Raw genomic sequence first — 22,909 nt, 5'->3', positions numbered from 1 at the left:
ACACGTGACATTATAACCTTAAGATTGACAAGTTATAAAGTCTTAAAGGAGGCTTGAACCATGGAAAGAGTCGTTATCACCGGTATGGGCGTCATATCGCCGTTGGGCCATGATGTTGAGACGTTCTGGTCCCGGCTTGTACGAGGAGAGTCCGGTATTACACATATAGAAACTTTGGACACATCAAGACAGAAGGTACAAATAGCAGGTGCCGTAAAGGAATTCGACGCAAACGCGCTGTTCGGCGCCAAGGAAGCCCGGCGTATGGACCGCTTCTGCCAGTTTGCGCTGGCTGCGGCGGATCAAGCCATAAGCCAGTCGGGACTCGATCTTGATCAGATCGATCATGAGCGGATGGGGGTATATGTCGGCTCCGGCATCGGCGGCATCCAGACCCTGATGAATCAGAGCGGCACGCTGTCAGCGCGGGGTCCCGAACGGGTCAGTCCTACCCTGGTACCCATGATGATTCCCAATATGGCGGCAGCGCTCATCAGCATTAAATACAAGGCGCTGGGCTCCACGCAGGCCCCGGTTACGGCATGTTCGATCGGCAATACGGCGATCGGCGAGGCTTTCTTTAACATCCAGGCTGGCCGATCCGACATCATCATCGCGGGAGGCTCCGAAGCGGCGTTGACCGATATTTCACTGGCCAGCTTCGCGAACGCAACCGCCCTTTCATCCCGCAACGATGAACCGGGCCGGGCCAGCCGGCCGTTTGATACGGACCGGGACGGATTTGTCATGGCAGAAGGTGCCGGCATCCTCGTCCTGGAATCGCTCTCCCATGCCTTACGCAGAGGCGCCGTCATTCTGGGCGAGGTCATCGGTTACGGTGCCAGCTCGGATGCCTATCATATGGTCGCCACGCCGGAAGACGGCAACGGTGCGGCACGGGCGATGAAGCTGGCCCTGACCGAGGCGAATCTCGCCCCATCTGATGTGGATGTCATCAGCGCCCATGCCACAAGCACGGTCATCGGTGACCGTTCGGAGACAGCGGCCATTAAGCAGGTGTTTGGCAAGGAGGCGTATCGCATTCCGGTAACGGCGAACAAGTCGATGACCGGACATATGCTGGGCGCATCCGGCGGCGTAGAGGCCATCGCACTCGTGAAATCCTTACAGGAAGGCGTCATACCGCCGACGATCAATCTGGAACATGCCGATCCGGCATGCGATTTGGATTACGTACCGAATCAGGCGAGAAAGGTCGAGCTTCGGATTGGCATGTCGAATTCCTTCGGCTTCGGCGGACATAATTCGGCGATTGTTATCCAGAAATATGAGCACGAATAACCCATGCGTCCCGGACCCCAGTGAAAACTGGGGTCTTTTTCTTGTTGCGATTCTGGAAGGCTGGGCTGAATAATGAGACAGAAACAGAAACAACGGCTTTTTTAATTTTTTTCGCAGAATCAAACTTTTTGCAAGACTCGCACGTCTTGCTTCCGTAAGTCAATTGCAATTGATGGTTACCCGCGCGGGCCCAAAGGAGTGTCATATTTACATGAGAGGCGGCCGGAAGCTTGAGAAGCTTCTTATCCAATGCATAACCGAACATCAGGACAGCGCCTACCGGCTGGCATACAGCTACGTTAGAAATAAAGAGGATGCCCTCGATATCGTTCAGGACGCGATCCACAAAGCATTTATATCCATGGAAAAGCTGAAGCAGACGGGTTCACTAAAAAGCTGGTTTTTCCGAATTATTGTAACAACCTCCCTGGATTTCATTAGAAAACAGAAAAAAGTCCGCGTTATGGACGACGAGAACCTGGAGGTTATATTACCCGGCAGCCATGACCACTATCCGAATCTGGATCTGGCCCAATCTTTGGAGGAATTACCCGACAAGTATCGGGTCGTCATCATACTCCGGTTTTTTGAAGATATGAAGATTGACGAAATTGCCGAAGTGCTCCACGAGAACGTCAGCACGGTGAAAACGAGATTATACCAAGGACTACAGAGACTGCGGGTGAATCTAAGCGAGGAAGATCAAGAGGAGGCGCAACGATAATGCATGACAAGCTGAATAGGATGAAAGAGCAGTACGAGAGCACTCCTATTCCTGACGAACTAAGCTCGATTGTCAACAAGACCATAGCAACCAGACGAAAAAAAAATAGAGCGCTGCCCTGGCTCGCTAGTAGCGCAGCTGCATGCATCCTACTGTTCGCCGGAGTGAATACCAGCCCTGCCTTGGCCCAGGCCATGTCCGATGTGCCGGTTCTGGGCCATATCATCAAGGTGATCACCATCCGTGAATATGCCGAGCAAGACGATAACACGGAAGTGCATATCGAAACACCCGGCATTGCCAACCTAGGAAATACGGAGCTTGAGCAAACCCTAAATAACAAATACCTGGAAGAAAACAAGAAACTGTATGAAAACTTCAAAGACGAAGTGGCCCTATTAAATAAAGAAGGCGGCGCGCATCTGAGTCTTACTAGCGGTTATGAAGTGATCACCGACAATGAACAGCTGCTGACGCTTTCACGTTATATTGTCGAATCTGCTGGAGGCTCTGCCGAATCCAGAAAATACGATACGATCGACAAGAAGAACCAGATGGTGATCACGCTGCCAAGTCTGTTCAAGGATGATCGTTATATCCAGGTCATCAGCGACAATATCAAGGAGCAGATGCGCCGCCAGATGCAGGCTAATCCGGACAACATCTACTGGGTGGAGCAGCCTGGCGTGGAGAACGATGCATCAGAGGATCTGTTCCAAACGATCGCCAAGGACCAAAATTTCTATATCAACCAAGACGGCAAACTGGTCATCAGCTTCAATGAATACGAAGTTGCACCCGGCTATATGGGCGTCGTGGAATTTACGGTCCCAACGGAAGTAATCGCAGACCAGCTCGTCAGCAGCGAATACATCCGATAGATCAAGGCGAATGCAGATCACAAATAATAAATATCAAAACTTAACCTGGAGGTAACATAACATGAAAAAAACAATGAAGCACACAACCCCAATCACCAAAACCCTGGCGGCTGCCGGATTAGCGGGCATCCTGATGATCTCCGCTTCGGGTCTGCCATCCGCTCATGTCCATGCCGAAACCAAAGCTGCAGCGAACACGAATCGGGTGACCGCTCCAACCGTTGCCCCGCAACTGGTAACATCCAAAACGCTGCAATCCAAGGAAAAATGGCTGGAAACCAATATTAAGATCCCTGTATTCCAAGGTTTGACTGACACCAAATATCAAGACCAGTTGAACGACATTATCGAATCCCATGCTTCCAAGGATATGGTCAAATGGGAGAAAGAAGCGGCGGAAGCTGCTGCAAATGCGCAAAAGAACGGCTATACCATGCACCCTTATCAGCTGAACATCACTTATGAGGTCACATCGGATGGTAAAGACGGCAGCTTGATCTCCCTTAAGGTCATCACCGAAGGCATCGGGATGAACAATGGCGATCCCCGCGTGGATACGTACAACTTCACGAACGAAGCCGAAGCACAGCGCGTGACGCTTGAAGACCTGTTCGGCAAAGATTACAAATCCATCGTGGATCAAGCGGTCAAAACGGCGATTGCCGCGAATCAAGACCATTATTTCTCGAACGAAGACGGGTTTCAAGGCATAGAAGCGGAGCAATCCTTCTATGTCGCGGACGGAAAGGCCTATATCGTATTCCAAAAATACAGCATTGCCCCTGGAGCCACAGGGACACCGGAATTTGCCGTAAAGCTGCCGGGTAAAGAATCCGACATAAAGCCTGCTGCAGCCGTATTGAAATCAGGCGCTTATTACAAAGATAACAACGGCAAACTCATGGTTCAGGTATCCGTGCTGCGCCAGCTGCAGTTCAATGTCAAGTGGAACGGCAAGAGCAAAACCACGGAAATCTCCAAGGGAGCCGTCTGGAGCGCGGTGAAGCTGAACAAGGATGCATACACTTTCGGCAAAATGGCCCCACGTTCGCTGGGCTCGGCTCCTGTCATGAAAAAAGGCCACGTCTATGTTCCGCTTGCTTTCCTAACAGACGTTCTGAATCTGAATGCAGATCAAAGCAAGCATGGCCAGATTACGGTAACCGCAGCAAAATAACATAGAAACTACTCCATTCAAAGTCTGCGCCTCCTGCACACGATCTTTCCTAAGCAGGGACAGAGGGACAGCACAGCATACGGTAAAAAAGAGGCCCTCTCCAACACGGAGACGGCCTCTTCATATTTTCATGTTAAGTTAAGAACGTTTACCTCAAGCGAGGCCCTCCGTGCCCTGTTATAGTGCAGCAATCCGTCAGCAATACCCCACCGACAATGCTTCTCCAGCCTTGCCGCCCCATTCATCATCCATCAGATACCGGGCTTGAACCTTTTCTCCCTCATGAACAAAAGTGAGACGATAATACACTTCTTCATCCTCGCAAATCTCAAAATACAGTGCATATCGCCCTGCTTGCAGCGGAAGCTCAATAGCGGCGTCCGACATGACGGACAACAGCTCCAGCTTCCCAGGATCCAGAACATCAAACGGCACGACCATCCGCCGCTGCGCATTCGGATCTTCGATGAACACCTCTTTCAAGGCCAGCTTTACCCAGGCGCCGAAAGCATCATCAGGGATAGGATCAAAGGTGAGATAACCGGGATGAATGACAACGCCCTGCTTGATATTGGTTTCTCCCCATTGGCACAAATCCTCATCAAAGTCCCGTGAGCGGACTTGGATCTGATGGTGCGAAATGGTAAGGTCCACCTCTTGAGTCATTTTCGTATGCTGCATATGTAAAACACCTCGCTTTTGGGATACCTGCATTCTGTTTAAATATCGTTCGCCAGATGCTCATACTGAACCCTCCCTGCCAAGAAAGGATTATCCTCTGAAGCCTCCACTTCGAACTGCCCATATGCCAATTGGTACAGCATGTTGAGGTCAGACCCTTCCAGCATGTAGTACAACGGACGAAGCTCCCCTTGTTTATCGGTTGCGGCAAAGCCGGCCAGCAGCGGCCATGCATCCACTTGTTCACCATCCACATCAACGGCCAGCTGTGATCAGGACCACCTCATTCTGAAAAAGCCCATACGTGCGCGCAATAAAGTAACCGGGTATCAACAACGTGGCTGCCACCAGGATGATCACTCCCCAGAGGACCCGCCTGCCTTTCATGCTGTCACCTCCCCTCGCGAGTTCTTCCTTCAGATGACCACGCACAAGCGACGCTGTTGCAAGCATCAAGAGCGCTTCCTGGCGTTCCATCAGTAGTCCACCTCTTCAATGTCGGTGCGCAAATTGCGGTTTGACGCCTGAAGCAGCTCCGTGAAGGAAGGCGCAATATAATACACAAAATCAGGATCATGCACGTACATGATGATCTGCCCGGACGTTCCCGGCTCAGCCGGATCGAAATCCAGCATCAAATACAACGACCCGCCTGCCATCGTGGCAAAGGGATACCAAGCCTTGTGAAACAGGTAAGGCTTAATCTCCGGATCCAGCTGCTGTATTTCCTCCGAACTGTAATACGCATCCAGCGGTTCATCCCGTTCGCAGAAATAAACTTTGACCTCCCTCATCTCATCCAGGCTCATCAGATAAAACGGCGTGTATTCCCCATCCCCTTCATTACCGGGGTAGAGCACGTGAAACCCATATCCGCTGCCGTTCTTCTTACTGTAAAACGAACGAAAGTCCTGTGGCAGCTCGATCCCGAACTCCGCTTCAAAAAGCTGAAATTGATCAGGAGCCGCCCCCTTCAATTGTTTATATTCATCCAGCAAATCCCGAAGATCTTCGGCGACCTTCTCCTCCAACTGCTGCTCCAGCTCGAGCATCAGTCTATCCATGACAGCATTCATAAAATAACCTCCGTATATTGCATGTCCACTCACCCCAAGCGGATTGCTACCCTTTCCTACAAAGTATATAGAACGCTGCAATGAAAACAACATGTCCTGCGGCATGCAAAAAAAGGGACAAAATCCCTCTTGAGATGTTGGTTTTGGTTCCTTTATGAAAACACCCCGGGGTATTTATGGCTGAAGCGCAGCGGTTTCATGGCGGAATCGGCTAATTCGATACCAGGGATAGGCATTACGGGACAGAGATAGCCCACTCTCCTGCCGGAGAGTTAACACCATTTTCGCATAAGCAGCTCCATGGGACCTCGCTTCACTCGTTTTCTCCATACCCAAGAGAAGATGACAGCCATCACAAAGTAACCGCAGCCGTAAGCAACCGCAAAGCTCAGATTACCATGGTTCAAATACCCGATCGCTTCCAGCAGCCCCAATCCAATGAAGATATGACCGAGATAATGGGAGAGTGAGAGCTGCCCGGTCCATATAAGCCACCCTGTCAGGCGGTTATCCTCAAAACGCTCAACGATATAAAAACAGATTGTAATCACGGCAACAGCCAGACAACCCGCAGAACATACATAGAGCAGCGTCGGCGGCATCGGCTTGGTTGTAAACAGATAATTAGCCGAATCGGCATCAAGCCACGGAGACGTCCAGCGAATGAGGAAGCGGGATAACAGCTCGAATATTACCACCCCGAACAATGAATACATCATGAGCTTCCGCCTGTGTTTGCCGCTCCACCAGCCCTTTCTTCCAAGCCACATGCCGATGAGGAAAAAGCTGATCCATGGAAAAAGAGGATGATATCCGTTGAACATCAAATTGCGGATGAATCCTTCCACCGTCCAAAAGTCGGCATATCGATGAAAACCGGGGTCCCAGCCCTTGCTGTAGTCCAGCAGGATCAGCATGGATGACGATACGATCAGAACGAGTCCGGCCAGGATCAGGAGCGTTTTGTCCGATACCGTTATGAGTACCGAGGCCAGAAGTAAAAATACCGCATAATAATGCAATATATCGGCGCTCCATCCGGTCAGCAGCAGAAGTGTCCCGGCGATAAACAAGAATACGGCTCTCTTCACCAATGTCTTGCGATTCTCTCGAATCATGTGTTGATTGCGGGAAATACTAGCCTTCGCAGTCATTAAGGATATACCGGTGCCAGCCAGTACCACGAACAATGCAGAAGCTCTTCCTTCAAACAGACCGGCGATGGTTTGCAGCCAATTGGCTCCATGATCCCCCACCTCCATGGCAAGTTTATAATTGACAATAATCATGCCGAAGATAGCCCAGGCGCGAGCATAATCGAGTGCGGTTAAACGCGTTGTGTTAGAGCTCATTCCCCTCGGCTCCTGTCATCACCTGGTTGACTGCTTGCGTCCAGATCACCTCATAGTCGTATTCCAGACCGTAACTCATGAAGTTATCCATGCTGTCAATGATCATGGTCAGCATCTGTGCCTGAACTCCCATATTGCCGTCCGGAAGAGCTCCAATGGAAACTCCATATTTCAGCAGCTCCGTAAAGCCGGAAGTGAACCCTTCCAGAATGCCGATTAGTTGCCGTGCATATTTAGGATTGCGGTAACCCAAGGCCTGATACTGATTCATAATTCGAGTATAGTGTTCATCCTCCTGTTGCGTATGAATCATGTTCAACCCGTCAGAGGTAAGCCTCGCGCTGAAATTCTCCGCCGTATATTTCTCCAGTTGAAAATAAACATGAAAACCGATGCTGCGGCAAATCTCTTCAAAAAGCTTGTCAATAAGAGCTTCCTTCGAGGAAAAATGATAATAAAGCGCAGGTTTGGATACATCCAATTCCTTGGCGATCATCGCCATGCTCGTTTTCTCAAAGCCTTGTTCCGCAAACAAGCGATAGCTTGTATCTAAAATAACCTCATACGTTGATGGATTACTCATCCTGATTTAACAACCCCTCATAATTCTACTTACCGGTCGGTAAGTGAATAATAATACAGGATGAACTCTTTTGCAACACGATTCTCTCCGCAAACACAAGAATGCCGCACAGCAGATATGAACATCCACCGATGCGGCCTTCTGGTTTATATGGATATGCTAAATCATATCGACGAACTCCAGCTTCCCAAAACGTGAAGGAATATGGTAATTCACCTCACCGGTTGGGCTCCATGCCTGATACTCCCGGTTTCCTTGGGTGTCCTCATCAATGCGGTAAAAATTCACCTTCCAGCTTCGTCCCGCTTGCAGGGGATTCTTGAAGTTCGCAGCCGGAATGCGAATTTCATACATTATATTCCCCTTATCGTCATGCTCTACCGAGGTCTGTAGGCCGGCAAGATTCCACTTCACATCGCTGCTTGTGATCGACTTTTGTCCATCGCTTTGGATCAGGGCGTCAAATATAATATTGTTCGGACTCACCTCAAGCTCGATATATTCCATTCCCGTTCCTGCTTCGTCTATAAACAATTCCACGACATCCTGTTCATACAGCGGATCATCCCGATGCTGGTACTCCGATACGATATGAGAATCCTGGCAAACAAACCGTACATAAAAGTATTCGGAGCTCCAGCAGGCGCGAACCTCGGTCGCTTCCTTCGCAGCAAGCCCGGTCACGGTATCGCTCAGGGCCACCGCTTCATACCGGTCCCAATCGATGTTCCCACGATGCTCTCCCTGCTGGATGTATAGGGCGGGCTTGCATGAGTAATTTGCCGTATAATGCATGATCATCCCTCCGAAAAAAATTCAATGGTAAGTCTATCCTCTATGATAAGACATACAGATTCGGTTAGCTATTCCATGGTAAGAATAAAGAACATATGGGAAATCCCATCTTTTGCTCTATGTCCCCATAGTGAAAATAAGCGCATGCTGTGCTACAATAATAAAATTGCAAACTCTAGGGAGGGTTATGGATTCGCCATGCTCATAATTGGTATCGCCGGCGGCACCGGATCGGGCAAAACGACGGTTGCCCGCTCTGTCATTGACCGTCTTGGTTCAGATAAAGTCACTTTTATTTCGCAGGATAACTATTACAAGGATCATAAGGAGCTCAGTTTCGAGGAACGCGAAGCGATTAACTATGATCATCCGTTCGCCTTTGACAACGAGCTGCTCGTCGAACATCTCGGCATTTTGAAAACCGGACAACCCGCATTTGCACCGGTGTATGATTTTACCGCCCATGCCCGTTTCACGGATCAGACCATTGAACTGAAGCCGAACAACATCGTCATCATTGAAGGCCTGCACGTACTGTCCGATGAGAATCTGCGCAAGCTGCTTCACATTAAAGTGTTTGTGGATACCGATCCCGATGTACGCCTGCTTCGCCGGGTCGTGCGCGATATCGAGGACCGCGGCCGGACCATCCAGTCGATCCATAATCAGTATCTGACAACCGTCAAGCCGATGCATGAGGCGTTCATCGAACCCTCCAAGAAGTACGCCGACCTGATCATTCCCGAAGGCGGAGAGAATGAAGTCGGCATTCGCCTGCTCTCCATCTTGACCGAGAAATATTTGACCGGCGACCGCACATTGTCGGGTGAATCATAGGACAAGCCTGCGTATCAGCAGTTTGGCAGCATGGAAAAGCCCACAGGACCATTTAAGTTAAAGGTCTGTGGGCTTTTTGGTGTTATCCGTGTCAATTGCGTTAGGATTGCATAACCCGCTCGTCATGTTTGCGTTCTTCCGTTTCCACGTTTGTTGGGTTTCTGTGTTCTTGCTTTCCGGAATGTTCGTTCCATGTTCGTTCTCGGTGTTCTTGCTTTCCGAATTGTTGCGTCTCCGCATCTACTGCGGTTTACTGCATTTCCTGCACCTTCAGCATTTCCAACGCCTCTTGTGTCCCCGGTCCTCTCAAAAACGTTCAGCTCCCTGCGCTGAAGCCGTCAAACGTGCGGATCGTAATCCGCAACCACCAGCACATCCATATGCCTTGCGCTTCTTAGCAGGCCCCGGATCATTCTCCGCTGGGCGTACAGCTTCCATCCGGCCATCTGCGGCTGTCCGATAATCAACTGGGTGGCCTTGACCGCATCGGCTGCTGCGACCAATTGGGAAGAAACGGCGCGGGTTGGCCCCTTGTTTACCGGCAGCACGGTGAACGTTCCCCCGAGACGTTCCGTTAACGTCTGAAGGGCCGTCAGGCGTTGTTCGTCGTCAAGAGACAGACTGTGATGCCGCTCCAGAGGGACTGCCACATACCAGGCCGCTTTCAGCCGATGGGCGATCCGGAAGCCTCGGCGAATGAGTCGTTCTCCCTGGGGACCTTCACCAAGCATGACATAGATAACCTCCTCGCGACGCCAAGGCCCCCGCAGCGAGCTGCTGCGCTGCCATGACTCCAGTCTCTCGTCTACATCATCCGCAATTTCTCTTAAGGCAAGCTCTCTTAAGGCAATAAGGTTTCCCGTCTTAAAAAAATGACCAAGGGCTTGCGGGATTTTCTCCGGCGCATAAATTTTCCCCTCCTTCATCCGCTGCCGCAGCGACTCCGGCGTAACGTCGATGAGCTGAACCTCATCGGCCAATTGCAGAATATGATCCGGCACCGTCTCGCGAACACGAACGCCGGTCATTTGCTTGACGGCATCATTCAAGCTCTCCAAATGCTGCACGTTCATGGTCGTAATGACGGAGATGCCGGCCGACAGAATATCCAGCACGTCTTCAAACCGTTTCTTGTGCTTGCTTCCGGGAACATTCGTATGCGCCAGCTCATCCACAAGAACCACGTCAGGCCTGCGACGAATGATCTCATCGGTATCCATCTCCTCAAGGCGTGATCCCTGGTAGTCCATCTCTTTGCGCGGAAGAACCTCAAGATCACCGATCTGTGATCGCGTATCCATCCGGCCGTGCGTCTCCAACAGTCCGGTAAGAACCGTCAATTCCTTCTTTAGCAGATCATTTCCTTCGCGCAGCATCGCATACGTCTTGCCCACGCCCGGGGCAGCCCCGATATAGACTTTAAACCGCCCGCGCTTGACCTGCTCCATCTTCCGGTCCAGCTCTTGCTCATTCAATCGGTGAAACGAATCGGAGGAAACTCGCCGCGGATGGATCTGCGCCGGGATGATCCGTTCTCCGTCATGCGCCGCCCGATCCGCCACAATAAAAATATCGATCCCGCGCGTTTTCTTCAGCAGATCCTGAAGGAGCGAGCCCTGCCGCATCTCCTGAAAGCGGGTCTGCTTCGAGTGACCCAGCACAATGCGGGTCACATGGTGCTCCAACGCATATTGAACAAGCACGTCGGCCAGCTTCCTACGCGAATGGAGAGGCAGCTCTTCAAGCTTGACGCCGATACGCTCCGACAGTTTCAGCAAAGATCGCTTGAAGGCCGCCTGCTCTTTCGTGAGCTCTAACCTCGGATTCACAAACGTAACGGCCATAAGCTCACCGTTCAATCTCTTCGCGATCTGCTGTCCGCGCCGCATATAAATGGATCCGTTCCAATGATACTGGGTGGATACCAATATTCGCTCATGGGCTCCCGATGGGCCGACCAATCCCCGTTCCTTGCGGTGCCGCTCCAGCGAGTGGTTTACCCCTTCGGCTACGAGGCGAAGCGTCAGCTCCCGAAGCACGGCCAGATTACCCTCCTTCCATACGCTGCCACCCCCGAGCAAGCCGCCTTGTGCCCGCTCCTGCATCGTTTCAGGCGTTACATCAATGAGCACCACCTCGTCTGCGTTTTCTAGCGTATCGGCAGGAACCGTATAACTAGCCTTAATGCCTGTCAGCTTGACTGCAATATCCTGGACGTCCTCCAGCTCATACACATTGACCGTCGTGATGACGCTAATCCCCCGTCTTAACAGAAATCGGATGTCATCCAGCCGCGTGGCATGCTTCGCCCCCTTCCGATTTCGGTGGGCAAGCCCATCGACAAGCACCACCTCCGGGTTGCGCTGCACCAGCAGTTCCAGATCAAGATCCTTCTTCTCTACGCCGTCCTCCACCCAATGGATGCTGGGCACCCGCTCCAGATTCCGGACCTGCTCGACCGTTTCCGGACGCTGCATCGTGGATACCGCGCATATAACAACATCGATGCCTTGCAGTTTCAAGGTATGTCCTTCGCGAAGCATATGATAAGTTTTCCCCGAACCGCTTACGGCCCCGATATATACCTTAAGCCTTCCATGGTGGAGCTTCGCAATCGACCTTAAGATTTCCTCCGGTGATTTTCTCCGAAATGGGTCCATGATCAATCAAGAAGCTCGGTCAGCGCCAGGTTCAGCTTCAACACATTGACGCGCGGTTCACCGAACACGCCCAAGTCCCGTCCTTCTGTGTGCTCCTCTACCAACTGATTAAGCTCTGTCTCGGTAATTCCAGTCAGCTTGCTGATCCGCGGAATCTGAATATTCGCGGCCTGCGGCGATATGTGTGGATCCAATCCGGAGGCGGAATTCGTAACCAGATCCATCGGAACCTTGCTCACCGGAACGTCCGGGTTGTTCTCCTTCCACGCTTCAATCGAGGCCTTCATCCGATCGATCAGGTCCGGGTTGGAAGGTGCATAGTTATTGCTGCCTGAGCCGGCTCCGTTATATTCAATGCTGGACACCCTGCCGTGAAAATACTGAGGCTCCGTAAAGTTCTGGCCGATCAATTCCGATCCGACCACCTTTCCGCCGGAATCCGTGACCAAGCTGCCGCCGGCTTGCTTCGGCATGAGCAGCTGCGCGGCTCCCGTCGTAATCAGCGGATAGAGAAAACCGCATAACACGATAAATACAAGGCTCGTTCTTAGGGCCATGCCCAGAGAGACGCGAACTGCCCCCGCCCCGGCGCGAGGCGCAGCGGATGATTTTTGCAACGGATTATTCATGGTTCCTCGATCCCTTCCTTCATATCTTCCATATAAACCATTTTCGAGTTATCTCTATTCCCCGGCACGATAATCATTTCTAGATCCATAGATGGACAATCATGTCGATTAGCTTAATCCCGAGGAACGGTACGATCACGCCGCCTAAGCCATAGACCAGCACATTGCGCTGGAGCAGCTTCGACGAGCTCATCGGTTTGTAGGCTACGCCCCTCATCGCAAGCGGAATGAGCAGCGGAATAATGATCGCATTAAAGATCAGCGCCGACAGAATCGCCGACATGGGAGAACCCAATCCCATGACGTTCAGAACATTCATGCTCGGTATGGCAGCTGCAAACATCGCGGGAATGATGGCAAAATATTTGGCGACATCGTTCGCGACGCTGAACGTGGTCAGCGCGCCACGCGTCATTAGCAGCTGCTTGCCGATGGCAACCACCTCGATAATCTTCGAGGGATCCGAATCCAGATCCACCATATTGGCCGCTTCCTTGGCTGCGGTGGTACCGCTGTTCATCGCCAGCCCCACATCGGCCTGGGCCAGCGCCGGGGCGTCGTTCGTACCGTCACCAGTCATCGCAACCAGCTTGCCTTCGGCTTGTTCTCGGCGGATGACGGCAATCTTATCCTCGGGCTTGCTCTCGGCGATATAATCATCGACACCTGCTTCTTTGGCAATCGTCGCTGCGGTAAGCGGATTGTCGCCCGTGCACATAATCGTCTTGATGCCCATCCGGCGCAGCTGATCAAACCTTTCCTTCATGCCCGGCTTCACGGTATCCTTCAAGTAGATTAGACCATAGATGCGGTTATCCACGGCAACAGCGAGCGGGGTTCCGCCCTCTGTCGCGATGGCATCAGCGCTTGGCGTCAAATCCGAAGGGATGGAGCCTCCTTGCGACAGCACCCAAGCTTTGACGGCATCTACCGCACCTTTGCGGACTTTTCGCCCATCCTTGAGGTCCATCCCACTCATCCGGGTCTCTGCCTTAAATTCGATGAAATCCGCCTCAGCCGTCATGCTTTCATCTGCTTCGAGACTTTCCTGCTTCAGCAGCTCCAGCACGGAACGTCCTTCCGGCGTTTCATCCAGCAGTGAGCTCACGCCCGCCCATTGCGAAAGCGATGCATGCGATTCGCCGCCGACGGGAATCAACTGGCTGGCCATCCGGTTCCCGAACGTAATGGTACCCGTCTTATCCAGAATCATCGTATTGATGTCACCGGCAGCCTCCACCGCCTTGCCCGACATCGCCAGCACATTGAACTGCGTCACCCGGTCCATGCCGGCAATCCCGATCGCCGACAGCAACCCCCCGATCGTGGTCGGAATGAGACATACCAGCAGCGAGATCAGCACCGGAACGGACAGCTCGATGCCAAGATACTTCGCAATCGGAGCGAGCGTAACGACAACGATCAGGAATATCAGCGTTAAGACGATCAACAGCGTATTCAGCGCAATTTCATTCGGCGTCTTCTGGCGAGAGGCTCCTTCCACAAGCGAGATCATCCGGTCGATAAACGATTCCCCGGGATCGCTCGTAATCCGGACGCGGATCGTATCGCTGACAACCCGCGTCCCCCCGGTGACCGAGCTGAAATCGCCGCCGGCTTCTTTAATGACGGGAGCGGACTCGCCGGTAATCGCCGATTCGTCAACGGACGCAAGGCCCGCAATGACTTCCCCGTCCCCGGGAATCATCTCGCCCTGCGTGACGATCACGATATCTCCTTTGCGAAGATCCGTGGACGGCACGGATTGTACCCCTCCGTTCTCCATCACTTTATGTGCCGTCATTTCCTGCTTCGACTGCTTAAGGGAATCGGCCTGCGCCTTTCCGCGTCCTTCGGCAAGCGCCTCTGCGAAGTTTGCAAACAGCAGCGTCAACAGCAGAATGACAAATACCGCCACATTAAATCCGAGACTGCCCTCTGTTCCGAAATAGGATGGAAATAACGTCATCAACAGAACAACCAGCGTCCCGGCCTCCACAACAAACATGACCGGATTTCTCATCATCAGGACGGGATTCAGCTTCGTGAGGCTGTCTTTCAGCGCCTGACGGACCATCTCTTGGGACATCGCTTTTTTTCTCGTATTATTCATGGAAATAGGCCACCTTTTCTATTAACGGATCGTCAGATGCTCAGCAATCGGACCGAGCACAAGTACTGGCAGGAAGGTCAATGCACCGATAATCAGAACCGTCGCGATCAGAATGCCGGCAAACAGCTTATTATCTGTCCGGAACGTTCCGAGCGTCTCGGGAACCCATTGCTTCCGCATCAACGAGCCGCCCACTGCCAGCAAGGCGATCATCGAAATGTAACGTCCGAATAGCATGACCAGTCCGGTTGTCACGTTCCAGAACGGCGTGTTATCCGACAGTCCCTCAAATCCGGAACCGTTATTAGCCGCGGAAGACGTGTATTCGTACAATACCTGCGAGATGCCATGAAAGCCCGCATGGGCAATGCCCGCCTGCCCCGCATCCGTCATCAGCGCAAGTGCGGTCGGAGCCAGAATGATCAATGGATGCACCAGGATAACAACCGCAATTAGCTTCATCTCCCGCGCCTCTATTTTTCTCCCTAGAAATTCGGGTGTTCGGCCAACCATAAGACCAGCCAGGAACACCGCCAATATCGCATACATGAGCATGTTCATTAGCCCGACGCCTTTTCCGCCAAAAACGGAGTTCAGCATCATCAGGGATAGCGGCGTTATCCCGCCAAGCGGCGTGAGCGTATCATGCATGTTGTTGACCGACCCGGTCGTGGCCGCGGTCGTCACCGTGGTGAACAGGGAGGACTGGGCGATCCCGAACCGGACCTCCTTGCCCTCCATGCTGCCTTGGGAGGTATCCATACCCAGCTGGTTCAGCGCCGGATTGCCGTTCGTTTCAGCCGCATAGTTCAAGGACAGGAATCCGATAAACAAGGTCATCATTACCGAGAAAATAATCCAGCCCTGCTTACGGCTCTTCGCGAACAAACCAAATGTGTAAGGAAGCGCCGCCCCGAGGCTCCACATGCACAGGATCTCGATCACATTGGTCAGCGGGGACGGGTTCTCGAACGGATGCGCCGAGTTGGCCCCCATAAACCCGCCCCCATTGGTGCCCAGATGCTTGATCGATTCCAGCGCAGCCACCGGTCCCACCGCTATTTGCTGCTCGCTTCCTTCAAGCGTCGTGACGCTGAGCGTAGGCTGCAAAGTCTGCGGCACCTGCAGCGCAACCAGTACCATCGCAATGATAAATGCGGCCGGAATAAACACCCGGGTGTGGGCTTTGACGAAATCTTCAAAAAAGTTGCCGACGGTTGTACCCTTGCTGGTCACCGCCCGGATAAACGCAATCGCCACGCATAGCCCGGTCGCCGCGGACGCGAACATCATCATCGTAATGACGGCCATCTGGGCCATATAGGATAATCCCGACTCCCCGCTGTAATGCTGGAGATTCGTATTCGTCATAAAGCTGATGATCGTATTGAACGACAAGGTCGATTCCATATTGTCGATACCGTTCGGGTTGAAGGGCAATACTCTCTGTATCCGCAGAATCAAATACCCCGCCGACACGAGCACGATATTCGTTATCACAAAGCTGACGGCATACCCTTTCCATGTCATTCCCTTGCGTTCTTTCAACCCAATCAGTGCGAAGATCGGTTTCTCCAACCAGGAGAACCATTTATCCGTTCCATTCCCCTCATTGCGAAACACCTGATATAGATAAGTTCCGAGCGGCTTTACCAGCAGCACCAGAACGAGTATAACGATGGCAATTTGTAAAATGCCCATGACGAATGCCTTCCTCCTTCAGCTGTTTCCCTAGAATTTTTCAGGATGAAGCAGCGCGTAAATCAAATATAGAAAAATAAAGAGCGTGCATATTAAAATGATCATCACGACTAATCCACCTCCGGTTCCGAAACCACGCGTCCGCACCAGAACATAAACAGCATGAGCAGTCCGTAGGTTCCTCCCAAGATAAGCACCATATATAAATCCTGCATGAATACAACCTCCTAAAACCTCATGGTCACATCAGCCAAGACGCTTAGCTGACAATGGATGAAGTCAGGAAGGATACCTGATGATGGTTCGTATGAAGCACCACATCGGCCCCCAGTCCCTTATATATCAATCGCGGATTGCTGGAATGGGTAATCACATAAATCGACTCCGTCGTCCATGTCCGGCAGATCCGTAAATAGCGGCAGCACAGGTTCAAGCTGCTCTCGAACAAATACACCTTGCTGACGGGAAACTCGGGAATGATCCAGGTTTGTTCATCCCTTGTATCGATAACGATCATGTTGGTGCAGCCTAGTTCCCGCAGCCTCTCCTGCTCAACCCGGTTGTTGGCTATGGCCGCAAACGAAATGTCCATATAGATCAACTTGCGGATAAATTCTTCCCCGGCCTTGTTCGGCGCGGATACTAGGATAAACTCCTGCGGTTTCTCCATCTTTTGTTCTCCTCCTAAAAAGTTCAGAAAGAGAAGACAACAACAAAGAAGCCTGGGGAAAGAGAAGAACTCTTCCCGCAGGCTTCTTCATCAGAACACGGTGAAATACACCGTGGCCCAAGTCCACGACAATCGTTGCCTCTCTCGATACGCTTACGAGGTTAGCTGACGGATTCGGGCGTGAGAGTCGCCCTACCCATAGACCGTTATCTTGTCCATGGGATTCACCCCTGAGAGATCAAGTTTATCTCCCGACTGGTTCCCCCGTTCCTTTTCCATTCAAGGACTCAGCGAAAATTAAAAACGAGTAGCATGTTATTCTATTAGCGATTGACTAACATTCAGGCCCGGCAAAACAGCACAGCATCAGGTTCGAGCGGTGAGAGTCGCATCATCCTGCATTTCCAGCGAAGGCCCATGGTGCCCTCGCCCGAGATTCGATCCATAAAGAACCCGGCAGCTCCCACACAGCCTTTAGGTCTTCATGGAACGGCTGCCCGTATGCCTGCTGCCGATGTCCGTCAATTCATAGTTCGTATCATACGTCCGGCCTTACAGGAAGTAAATGTGAGCAGAAACACGTGGGGCGTTATGTCGAACAGGATCTGTCCGGTTTCGCTCCATTATCTCTTGAATCCTGCTCTATACTATGTATTTCTCTTGTTTTCTTGTATTTATCGCAATATATCGAGATACCGAGATTTTGCCATGATAATAGATGACACAACCGAATGTACGCGTTTTCTTTTACGGTTTTCATCGATTTTCGGAATGTATCCGTCCAATATGGCCATTTACTTTTAGATTCCTCCGGCGTATGATTCATCCATCATTCGAAACACTCGTTTACGCTGAGCTCCCGAGCCTTAAGCGAAGCAGCCACTGTAGCAGGGCCACTAACGATAAATAGGCCTGGAGAGCGGGGTTACTCTGCTCACCAGGCCTTTTTGCCGTGCATATAACATTCCTATAAAGGAGCGCAGATCATGACGAAACTCATCGAGGCCGCACTGGCTCCCGTCATCGAAACCGCATCGCCTGCATTAAATGCAGAGCTCATCCGCTGCATGGAGATATTTCGTTTCGACCGGTGCTCGGCTGAACGCTTTATCCCCTGGAGCGACCGAGATTGGAACTGCGGGTTGTTCAAAATCAGCTGCAAAGACGCGGCCGGGTATGCCGAATATGCCCTGCCAAGCACAAGAGAATTCGCGGATCTGATCCGCTGGGCATCCGTCTTTACGAGGCTGAGAGGTATGCCCGTGACCGAGGCCATTCGCTATGCCCAGAAGCAGCAGCAGTGGGGATCCGCACGAATGCAGCTCGCCGTATCGGCCCTCGCCGATCTGGAGGCCAATCTGCAACAGCACATCACCCGTATGCGGTTAGGCAGCCTGCCGCTGGAGCGTTCCTTCCTGATGGACTGCTCGGAGGCATATTATTCCTTCTAGGACAGCTGCTAGAAAGAGCTACCGTTCTCTCTCCATTGCAATTGGTTGTTTTCCCCCCGCTCACTTGAACATATTCTTGAGCACCATCATCAGGTTGGCCGGCTTCTCTGCCAGCCGCCGGGTGAAATACGGGTACCACATCGTTCCGTAGGGCATATAACACCGGATACGGTAGCCGTCCTGTGCCAGGGCAGCCTGATCGTTCATCCTCAGTCCGTACAGCATCTGAAATTCATAGTCCTGTTTGTCTATGCGGCTCTGCTCGGCAAACACCTTCACCCAGTCGATGATGTTGTCGTCGTGCGAAGCAATCGCGACGTAGGCTCCCTGATCAAAATGCATTTTGATCAACTTCTTATAGTTGTCAATGACCTCCCGCTTCTGCTGAAAGGCGATGGTTCCCGGCTCTTTGTACGCCCCCTTGACCAACCGCAGATTTACGCCGGCACGCATCAAATTCTTGACGTCCTCCTCCGTACGGAACAAGTAGGCTTGCATTACGGTCCCCACGTTGGTCAGCCCCTCCTTATGGAGCCGCAGCGTCATATCAATCGTCGCCTGGGTGTACGGCGAATCCTCCATATCCAGACGAACGAAATTACGGTGCTCTTTCGCCTTTTTCGCCACCATTTTGATGTTCTCGTACGCCTTCTCCAGATCCAGCGCCATGCCCATCTGCGTCGGTTTCAACGATACGTTCGACTGCACTCCACGCCTCGCGATCCCTTCCACCAGCTTCAAATATTCCTCCCGATACCCGGCTGCTTCGTCCAGCGTCCGGATGCCCTCCCCCAGATGGTCCAGCGTGACAAGAATGCCCTTCGCGTTCAGCCTCTCGATTTCATCCAGCGCCTCATCCAAGGTATCGCCGGCAATGAATCGGCCCGCCAATTTCCGGCCGTACTTGATCGACAACCATTTCACGAGTTTATTGCTGGACACCGTCAGGATCACTTTGCGGTAAAGCTCGGTTCCGTCCATGCGCGCGCCCCCTCTGCAAGGTAAACCAAAAATGCACTCTATCTAACTCATATGCAAAAATCATGACGGCATGCAGGAAGACATACATATCTTACATAGAGGTTTTCACCAGGAGTTCCTAACCATGCCACCATGACGCATTCGCAGCTGGACCATTGGCCAGAAGCTTCGATTCATATCATGTTAAGGAGGGGCCTCCCCATGCGAGCATCTTTTCGGAACGAACCATTTATGGACTTCAACAACGAATGGAACAACAAGTTATACGACGCGGCGTTATCCGGGGTCGAAGCCGAGCTTGGCCAATCGTACCCGCTGGTCATCGGCGGTGCCAAAATCCATACGGAGCGCACCGCAAATTCGGTCAATCCGGCGCGCAAACGCCAAGTCATCGGCGTCGTGTCCCAGGCGGATACCGAGCTTGCCGAACAAGCCATTCAGACGGCAGCGCGTACCTTTGAGACGTGGAAGCACACCGAGCCGAGCGAACGGGCACGCTATCTGTTCAAAGCCGCGGCGATCATGCGGCGGCGAAAGCTCGAGTTCTCCGCGCTCATGACTCTCGAAGCCGGCAAGACGCGTGCCGAAGCCGACGCCGATACGGCCGAGGCGATCGATTTCATGGAATTCTATGCACGCGAAATGCAGCGCCTGAGCGCGCCCCAGCCGCTGACGGTCCACGAGGAGGAAGAGAATCATCTCTATTACATCCCGCTTGGCGTCGGCATCGTCATTCCGCCGTGGAACTTCCCGCTCGCGATTATGGCCGGCATGACAACGGCTGCCATCGTCTCCGGCAACACCGTTGTGCTGAAGCCAGCCAGCACCACCCCGGTCATAGCCGCTAAATTCGTAGAGCTACTGGAAGAGGTCAGCCTGCCTCCGGGCGTCGTTAATTTCCTGCCTGGCCCGGGTCAGGAAGTGGGCGACTATTTGGTGGATCACCCATTGACCAGATTTATCAGCTTTACGGGGTCACGCGACGTCGGACTGCGGATTCAGGAACGCGCGGCCAAGACGCAGCCGGGGCAACGATGGATTAAGCGCGTCATCGCCGAAATGGGCGGGAAAGACGCAATCATCGTGGACAACGAAGCCGATTTGGAGCTCGCGGCGGACGCGATTGCCGCTTCCGCATTCGGCTTCTCCGGTCAGAAATGCTCTGCCTGCTCCAGAGCCATCGTGCACGAGGACGTCTATGATATCGTGCTGCAGAAGGTGATCGACCGCTCCAAGAAGCTGGTGATCGGAAGCCCCTCCAATGCCGAGGCTCAGGTAGGACCCGTCATCGACGATAAGGCGTACCGTAAAATTCTCGACTATATCGAAATCGGGAAAAGCGAAGGTAGGCTGGTGCTTGGCGGTTTTCCCGGCGATCCGGAGGGGTATTTCATACAGCCGACGATCTTCGCGGACGTCGCCAGCACCGCCCGTATTTCCCAGGAGGAAATCTTTGGTCCGGTCGTGGCCTTCACGAAGGCAGCCTCCTTCGACGAAGCGATCCGATTCGCCAACAATACCGATTATGGGCTGACCGGCGCGGTGATCTCGAACAACCGCGCGCACCTGGAGCAAGCCCGGCGCGACTTCCATGTCGGCAACCTGTATTTGAACCGGAAATGCACCGGCGCCTTGGTGGGCATCCACCCGTTCGGCGGCTTCAATATGTCCGGGACCGACTCCAAAGCCGGCGGGCGTGACTACCTGCTCCTGTTTACACAGGCGAAGGCGGTGTCGGAGCGATTCTGATTACGACATGTAAAGAAACCTCTCCATGACAATGGAGAGGTTTCTTTATGTACAGCGATTCTTTTACCGGCTTTACGCCTTAACCTTGCCCTTAATCTCCCGGACCACCTTGCCCTCGAACGATTGATTCATCCAGTACGCAAGATGAATGCCTTCCTCACCAAAGGTGCATTCCGTGGTTAAGTAGAATGGCGTCTCTGTCAGTCGGATGGTCAGCTTCAACGTCCGCTCATCCTTCCAGGTCATGGAGGCAGCATATTCATTATCCCCCATCATCATCAGCTTCGTGGTTCCCGTCTTCCACGCGTTGCGACCACAGACAACCGAATTGACGCCGTGTTCCCCCTCAAGCTCCATTACCGCGCCGTCTTCTTCAAACCGGACGGAGAACGAACGCAGCTTCGCCTCATTCTCTTCGAGATCATAGACGATCCCGGTGACGTCCTTCTCGACCGGGGATGCCGCCTCTTCGCTTGGCGGATCCAGCTTCAGCGCTTCCAGCATTCCAGTAAGAGAAGCCTCCGCTCCGGTGTCGGTCGGCAGCGCATCAGGCCTCATCGAAGGTTGCAGATGCTCCCATGCTTCATCTAGCACGGCCTGCATGTCCCCAAGGCCGGAGGTAATCGCTATGACCGCATCCTGCTCCGGCAGCACGACGCAGAATTGTCCGAATGCGCCGTCGCCGCGGTAAGCCCCGTGTCGGCACATCCAGAATTGATAGCCGTACCCTTCGGTCCAATCCGAAGAGGAATCCGCAGGTCCGTTGGATATCTGTTTGGAGGTCGCCTCCTCGATCCACGCCTCCGGGATCAGCCGCTGGCCTTCCCATACGCCCTTCTGAAGATAAAGCTGGCCGAACTTGGCAATGTCCTCGGTCTTCAGCTTAAGTCCCCATCCGCCGGTGTTGATTCCCTGCGGACAGCTTTCCCATGTGGCTCCATGAATGCCAAGCGGGTCGAACAGGCGAGGCTGCAAATAATCCAGCAGCGTGATGCCGGTAACCTTCTGCAGAATGGCCGAAAGCATGTACGTCGCTGCGCTGTTATATACAAAGTGGGTACCGGGCTCATGCTCTACCGCTTGTTTAAGAAAGTCGGCCGCCCAAATATCGGATGGCATGGCAGGCTCCTGCGCGTGTCCGGTCCCCATGATAAGCAAGTCGCGTATCGTCATCGCGGACAGATTCGGGGAGGGATCTTCAGGAGCGTATTCCGGAAAGAAGCCAATCACCCGGTCCTCCAGCGCAATCTGTCCCTCTTGGGCGAGCAGTCCGATCGCCGTAGAAGTAAAGCTCTTGCTTAACGAGAACAGCATATGCGGTTTGTCCGCCTGATACGGCTTCCACCAGCCTTCCGCCACGACATGTCCATGCCGTACCAGCATGAAGCTGTGGAGTTCAAGCTCCTTTTCCTGAATCGATCGGATAAAGCGTTCGATTGACTGAGATGAGATTCCTTGATTTTCGGGGGTGCTTCTTGGCAATAATTGAACCGTTTTCATGTTCATCTTCCTTTCGCCTCTCCCTGTATCAATAAAATAATTTCATT

General features: G+C 52.6%; 21 protein-coding genes and 1 riboswitch. Of the genes, 7 read left to right on the top strand and 14 right to left on the bottom strand.

Annotated elements, in window-relative coordinates:
- Positions 1-60: 60 nt before the first annotated feature.
- The 4 genes from fabF to MKY82_RS02485 all read left to right on the top strand — a co-directional run bounded on the left by fabF (position 61) and on the right by MKY82_RS02485 (position 4,084).
- A complete protein-coding gene (gene fabF / locus MKY82_RS02500) occupies positions 61-1,302 on the top strand; it encodes a beta-ketoacyl-ACP synthase II (protein ID WP_339295424.1) in 1,242 nt (413 codons plus the stop codon).
- A gap of 211 nt (positions 1,303-1,513) precedes the next feature.
- Positions 1,514-2,026 (top strand): RNA polymerase sigma factor, encoded by a 513-nt coding sequence (locus tag MKY82_RS02495; protein WP_339221250.1) that lies wholly within the window; start codon positions 1,514-1,516, stop codon positions 2,024-2,026.
- On the top strand, positions 2,026-2,907 hold the full coding sequence (locus tag MKY82_RS02490) for a DUF3298 domain-containing protein (protein ID WP_339221248.1): 882 nt from the start codon (positions 2,026-2,028) through the stop codon (positions 2,905-2,907). Before MKY82_RS02495 ends, MKY82_RS02490 begins: the two co-directional genes overlap by 1 nt.
- 61 nt (positions 2,908-2,968) lie before the next feature.
- Positions 2,969-4,084, top strand: coding sequence for a DUF3298 domain-containing protein (locus MKY82_RS02485; protein ID WP_339295423.1), 1,116 nt, complete (start codon positions 2,969-2,971; stop codon positions 4,082-4,084).
- Positions 4,085-4,279: 195 nt separating this feature from the next.
- Here the strand turns inward: MKY82_RS02485 and comJ are convergent, their stop codons facing one another.
- The 7 genes from comJ to MKY82_RS02450 all read right to left on the bottom strand — a co-directional run bounded on the left by comJ (position 4,280) and on the right by MKY82_RS02450 (position 8,571).
- Positions 4,280-4,765 carry a competence protein ComJ gene (gene comJ / locus MKY82_RS02480; protein ID WP_339295422.1) on the bottom strand — a complete coding sequence of 162 codons (486 nt, stop codon included), beginning with the start codon at positions 4,763-4,765 and terminating at the stop codon, positions 4,280-4,282.
- A 38-nt stretch (positions 4,766-4,803) separates the two neighbouring features.
- Positions 4,804-5,019, bottom strand: a complete 216-nt coding sequence (locus tag MKY82_RS02475) for a hypothetical protein (RefSeq protein WP_339295421.1) — start codon at positions 5,017-5,019, stop codon at positions 4,804-4,806.
- 1 nt (position 5,020) lies between these two features.
- Positions 5,021-5,218 carry a hypothetical protein gene (locus MKY82_RS02470; protein WP_339295420.1) on the bottom strand — a complete coding sequence of 66 codons (198 nt, stop codon included), beginning with the start codon at positions 5,216-5,218 and terminating at the stop codon, positions 5,021-5,023.
- 23 nt (positions 5,219-5,241) lie between these two features.
- Positions 5,242-5,841, bottom strand: coding sequence for an SMI1/KNR4 family protein (locus tag MKY82_RS02465; protein WP_339295419.1), 600 nt, complete (start codon positions 5,839-5,841; stop codon positions 5,242-5,244).
- A gap of 272 nt (positions 5,842-6,113) precedes the next feature.
- On the bottom strand, positions 6,114-7,193 hold the full coding sequence (locus MKY82_RS02460) for a heparan-alpha-glucosaminide N-acetyltransferase domain-containing protein (protein WP_339295418.1): 1,080 nt from the start codon (positions 7,191-7,193) through the stop codon (positions 6,114-6,116).
- The gene (locus MKY82_RS02455; protein WP_194540604.1) at positions 7,183-7,776 is read right to left on the bottom strand and encodes a TetR/AcrR family transcriptional regulator; all 594 of its coding nucleotides are present in this window, start codon (positions 7,774-7,776) and stop codon (positions 7,183-7,185) included. Before MKY82_RS02455 ends, MKY82_RS02460 begins: the two co-directional genes overlap by 11 nt.
- Before the next feature lie 159 nt (positions 7,777-7,935).
- Entirely contained in the window at positions 7,936-8,571 is a 636-nt protein-coding gene (locus MKY82_RS02450; protein WP_339295417.1) for a carbohydrate-binding family 9-like protein, read from the bottom strand.
- Positions 8,572-8,769: 198 nt separating this feature from the next.
- On the opposite strand from MKY82_RS02450, the gene udk reads away from it, so the two are divergent.
- The gene (udk, locus tag MKY82_RS02445; protein WP_071219124.1) at positions 8,770-9,408 is read left to right on the top strand and encodes a uridine kinase; all 639 of its coding nucleotides are present in this window, start codon (positions 8,770-8,772) and stop codon (positions 9,406-9,408) included.
- Positions 9,409-9,746: 338 nt separating this feature from the next.
- Here udk and MKY82_RS02440 read toward each other — a convergent pair whose 3' ends face one another.
- From MKY82_RS02440 to MKY82_RS02420, 5 genes are all read right to left on the bottom strand, one after another.
- Positions 9,747-12,068 carry a histidine kinase gene (locus MKY82_RS02440; protein ID WP_339296629.1) on the bottom strand — a complete coding sequence of 774 codons (2,322 nt, stop codon included), beginning with the start codon at positions 12,066-12,068 and terminating at the stop codon, positions 9,747-9,749.
- A gap of 2 nt (positions 12,069-12,070) precedes the next feature.
- Positions 12,071-12,697, bottom strand: a complete 627-nt coding sequence (gene kdpC, locus MKY82_RS02435; protein ID WP_339295416.1) for a potassium-transporting ATPase subunit KdpC — start codon at positions 12,695-12,697, stop codon at positions 12,071-12,073.
- 79 nt (positions 12,698-12,776) lie between these two features.
- Positions 12,777-14,810 carry a potassium-transporting ATPase subunit KdpB gene (gene kdpB, locus MKY82_RS02430; RefSeq protein ID WP_339295415.1) on the bottom strand — a complete coding sequence of 678 codons (2,034 nt, stop codon included), beginning with the start codon at positions 14,808-14,810 and terminating at the stop codon, positions 12,777-12,779.
- A 21-nt stretch (positions 14,811-14,831) separates the two neighbouring features.
- Positions 14,832-16,511 (bottom strand): potassium-transporting ATPase subunit KdpA, encoded by a 1,680-nt coding sequence (gene kdpA / locus MKY82_RS02425; RefSeq protein ID WP_339295414.1) that lies wholly within the window; start codon positions 16,509-16,511, stop codon positions 14,832-14,834.
- Between the two features lie 259 nt (positions 16,512-16,770).
- Positions 16,771-17,181 (bottom strand): hypothetical protein, encoded by a 411-nt coding sequence (locus tag MKY82_RS02420; protein ID WP_339295413.1) that lies wholly within the window; start codon positions 17,179-17,181, stop codon positions 16,771-16,773.
- Between the two features lie 134 nt (positions 17,182-17,315).
- Positions 17,316-17,484, bottom strand: a riboswitch (cyclic di-AMP (ydaO/yuaA leader).
- A 683-nt stretch (positions 17,485-18,167) separates the two neighbouring features.
- Between MKY82_RS02420 and MKY82_RS02415 the strand changes: the two genes are divergently transcribed.
- A complete protein-coding gene (locus MKY82_RS02415) occupies positions 18,168-18,632 on the top strand; it encodes a hypothetical protein (RefSeq protein WP_339295412.1) in 465 nt (154 codons plus the stop codon).
- Positions 18,633-18,692: 60 nt separating this feature from the next.
- Here MKY82_RS02415 and MKY82_RS02410 read toward each other — a convergent pair whose 3' ends face one another.
- Complete coding sequence (locus tag MKY82_RS02410; protein WP_339295411.1) at positions 18,693-19,613, bottom strand: proline dehydrogenase family protein; 921 nt, start codon at positions 19,611-19,613, stop codon at positions 18,693-18,695.
- 201 nt (positions 19,614-19,814) lie between these two features.
- Between MKY82_RS02410 and pruA the strand changes: the two genes are divergently transcribed.
- Positions 19,815-21,362, top strand: coding sequence for an L-glutamate gamma-semialdehyde dehydrogenase (gene pruA, locus MKY82_RS02405; protein WP_339295410.1), 1,548 nt, complete (start codon positions 19,815-19,817; stop codon positions 21,360-21,362).
- A gap of 72 nt (positions 21,363-21,434) precedes the next feature.
- On the opposite strand, the gene MKY82_RS02400 is transcribed toward pruA, so the two are convergent.
- Positions 21,435-22,862 (bottom strand): serine hydrolase, encoded by a 1,428-nt coding sequence (locus tag MKY82_RS02400; RefSeq protein WP_339295409.1) that lies wholly within the window; start codon positions 22,860-22,862, stop codon positions 21,435-21,437.
- Positions 22,863-22,909: the final 47 nt, after the last annotated feature.

The organism is Paenibacillus sp. FSL W7-1279 (assembly GCF_037969845.1).
GTDB lineage: Bacteria > Bacillota > Bacilli > Paenibacillales > Paenibacillaceae > Paenibacillus_AQ.
This window is presented reverse-complemented; position numbering and strand designations above follow the sequence as displayed.

Coding starts and splice junctions, on each gene's coding strand:
- MKY82_RS02490 (WP_339221248.1), top strand. CDS start 2,026: ATGCATGACAAGCTGAATAGGATGAAAGAGCAGTACGAGAGCACTCCT.
- kdpC (WP_339295416.1), bottom strand. CDS start 12,697: ATGAATAATCCGTTGCAAAAATCATCCGCTGCGCCTCGCGCCGGGGCG.
- MKY82_RS02410 (WP_339295411.1), bottom strand. CDS start 19,613: ATGGACGGAACCGAGCTTTACCGCAAAGTGATCCTGACGGTGTCCAGC.
- MKY82_RS02485 (WP_339295423.1), top strand. CDS start 2,969: ATGAAAAAAACAATGAAGCACACAACCCCAATCACCAAAACCCTGGCG.
- comJ (WP_339295422.1), bottom strand. CDS start 4,765: ATGCAGCATACGAAAATGACTCAAGAGGTGGACCTTACCATTTCGCAC.
- MKY82_RS02455 (WP_194540604.1), bottom strand. CDS start 7,776: ATGAGTAATCCATCAACGTATGAGGTTATTTTAGATACAAGCTATCGC.
- MKY82_RS02450 (WP_339295417.1), bottom strand. CDS start 8,571: ATGCATTATACGGCAAATTACTCATGCAAGCCCGCCCTATACATCCAG.
- MKY82_RS02470 (WP_339295420.1), bottom strand. CDS start 5,218: ATGCTTGCAACAGCGTCGCTTGTGCGTGGTCATCTGAAGGAAGAACTC.
- fabF (WP_339295424.1), top strand. CDS start 61: ATGGAAAGAGTCGTTATCACCGGTATGGGCGTCATATCGCCGTTGGGC.
- MKY82_RS02415 (WP_339295412.1), top strand. CDS start 18,168: ATGACGAAACTCATCGAGGCCGCACTGGCTCCCGTCATCGAAACCGCA.
- pruA (WP_339295410.1), top strand. CDS start 19,815: ATGCGAGCATCTTTTCGGAACGAACCATTTATGGACTTCAACAACGAA.
- kdpA (WP_339295414.1), bottom strand. CDS start 16,511: ATGGGCATTTTACAAATTGCCATCGTTATACTCGTTCTGGTGCTGCTG.
- udk (WP_071219124.1), top strand. CDS start 8,770: ATGCTCATAATTGGTATCGCCGGCGGCACCGGATCGGGCAAAACGACG.
- MKY82_RS02460 (WP_339295418.1), bottom strand. CDS start 7,193: ATGAGCTCTAACACAACGCGTTTAACCGCACTCGATTATGCTCGCGCC.
- MKY82_RS02465 (WP_339295419.1), bottom strand. CDS start 5,841: ATGAATGCTGTCATGGATAGACTGATGCTCGAGCTGGAGCAGCAGTTG.
- MKY82_RS02440 (WP_339296629.1), bottom strand. CDS start 12,068: ATGGACCCATTTCGGAGAAAATCACCGGAGGAAATCTTAAGGTCGATT.
- MKY82_RS02495 (WP_339221250.1), top strand. CDS start 1,514: ATGAGAGGCGGCCGGAAGCTTGAGAAGCTTCTTATCCAATGCATAACC.
- MKY82_RS02420 (WP_339295413.1), bottom strand. CDS start 17,181: ATGGAGAAACCGCAGGAGTTTATCCTAGTATCCGCGCCGAACAAGGCC.
- MKY82_RS02400 (WP_339295409.1), bottom strand. CDS start 22,862: ATGAAAACGGTTCAATTATTGCCAAGAAGCACCCCCGAAAATCAAGGA.
- kdpB (WP_339295415.1), bottom strand. CDS start 14,810: ATGAATAATACGAGAAAAAAAGCGATGTCCCAAGAGATGGTCCGTCAG.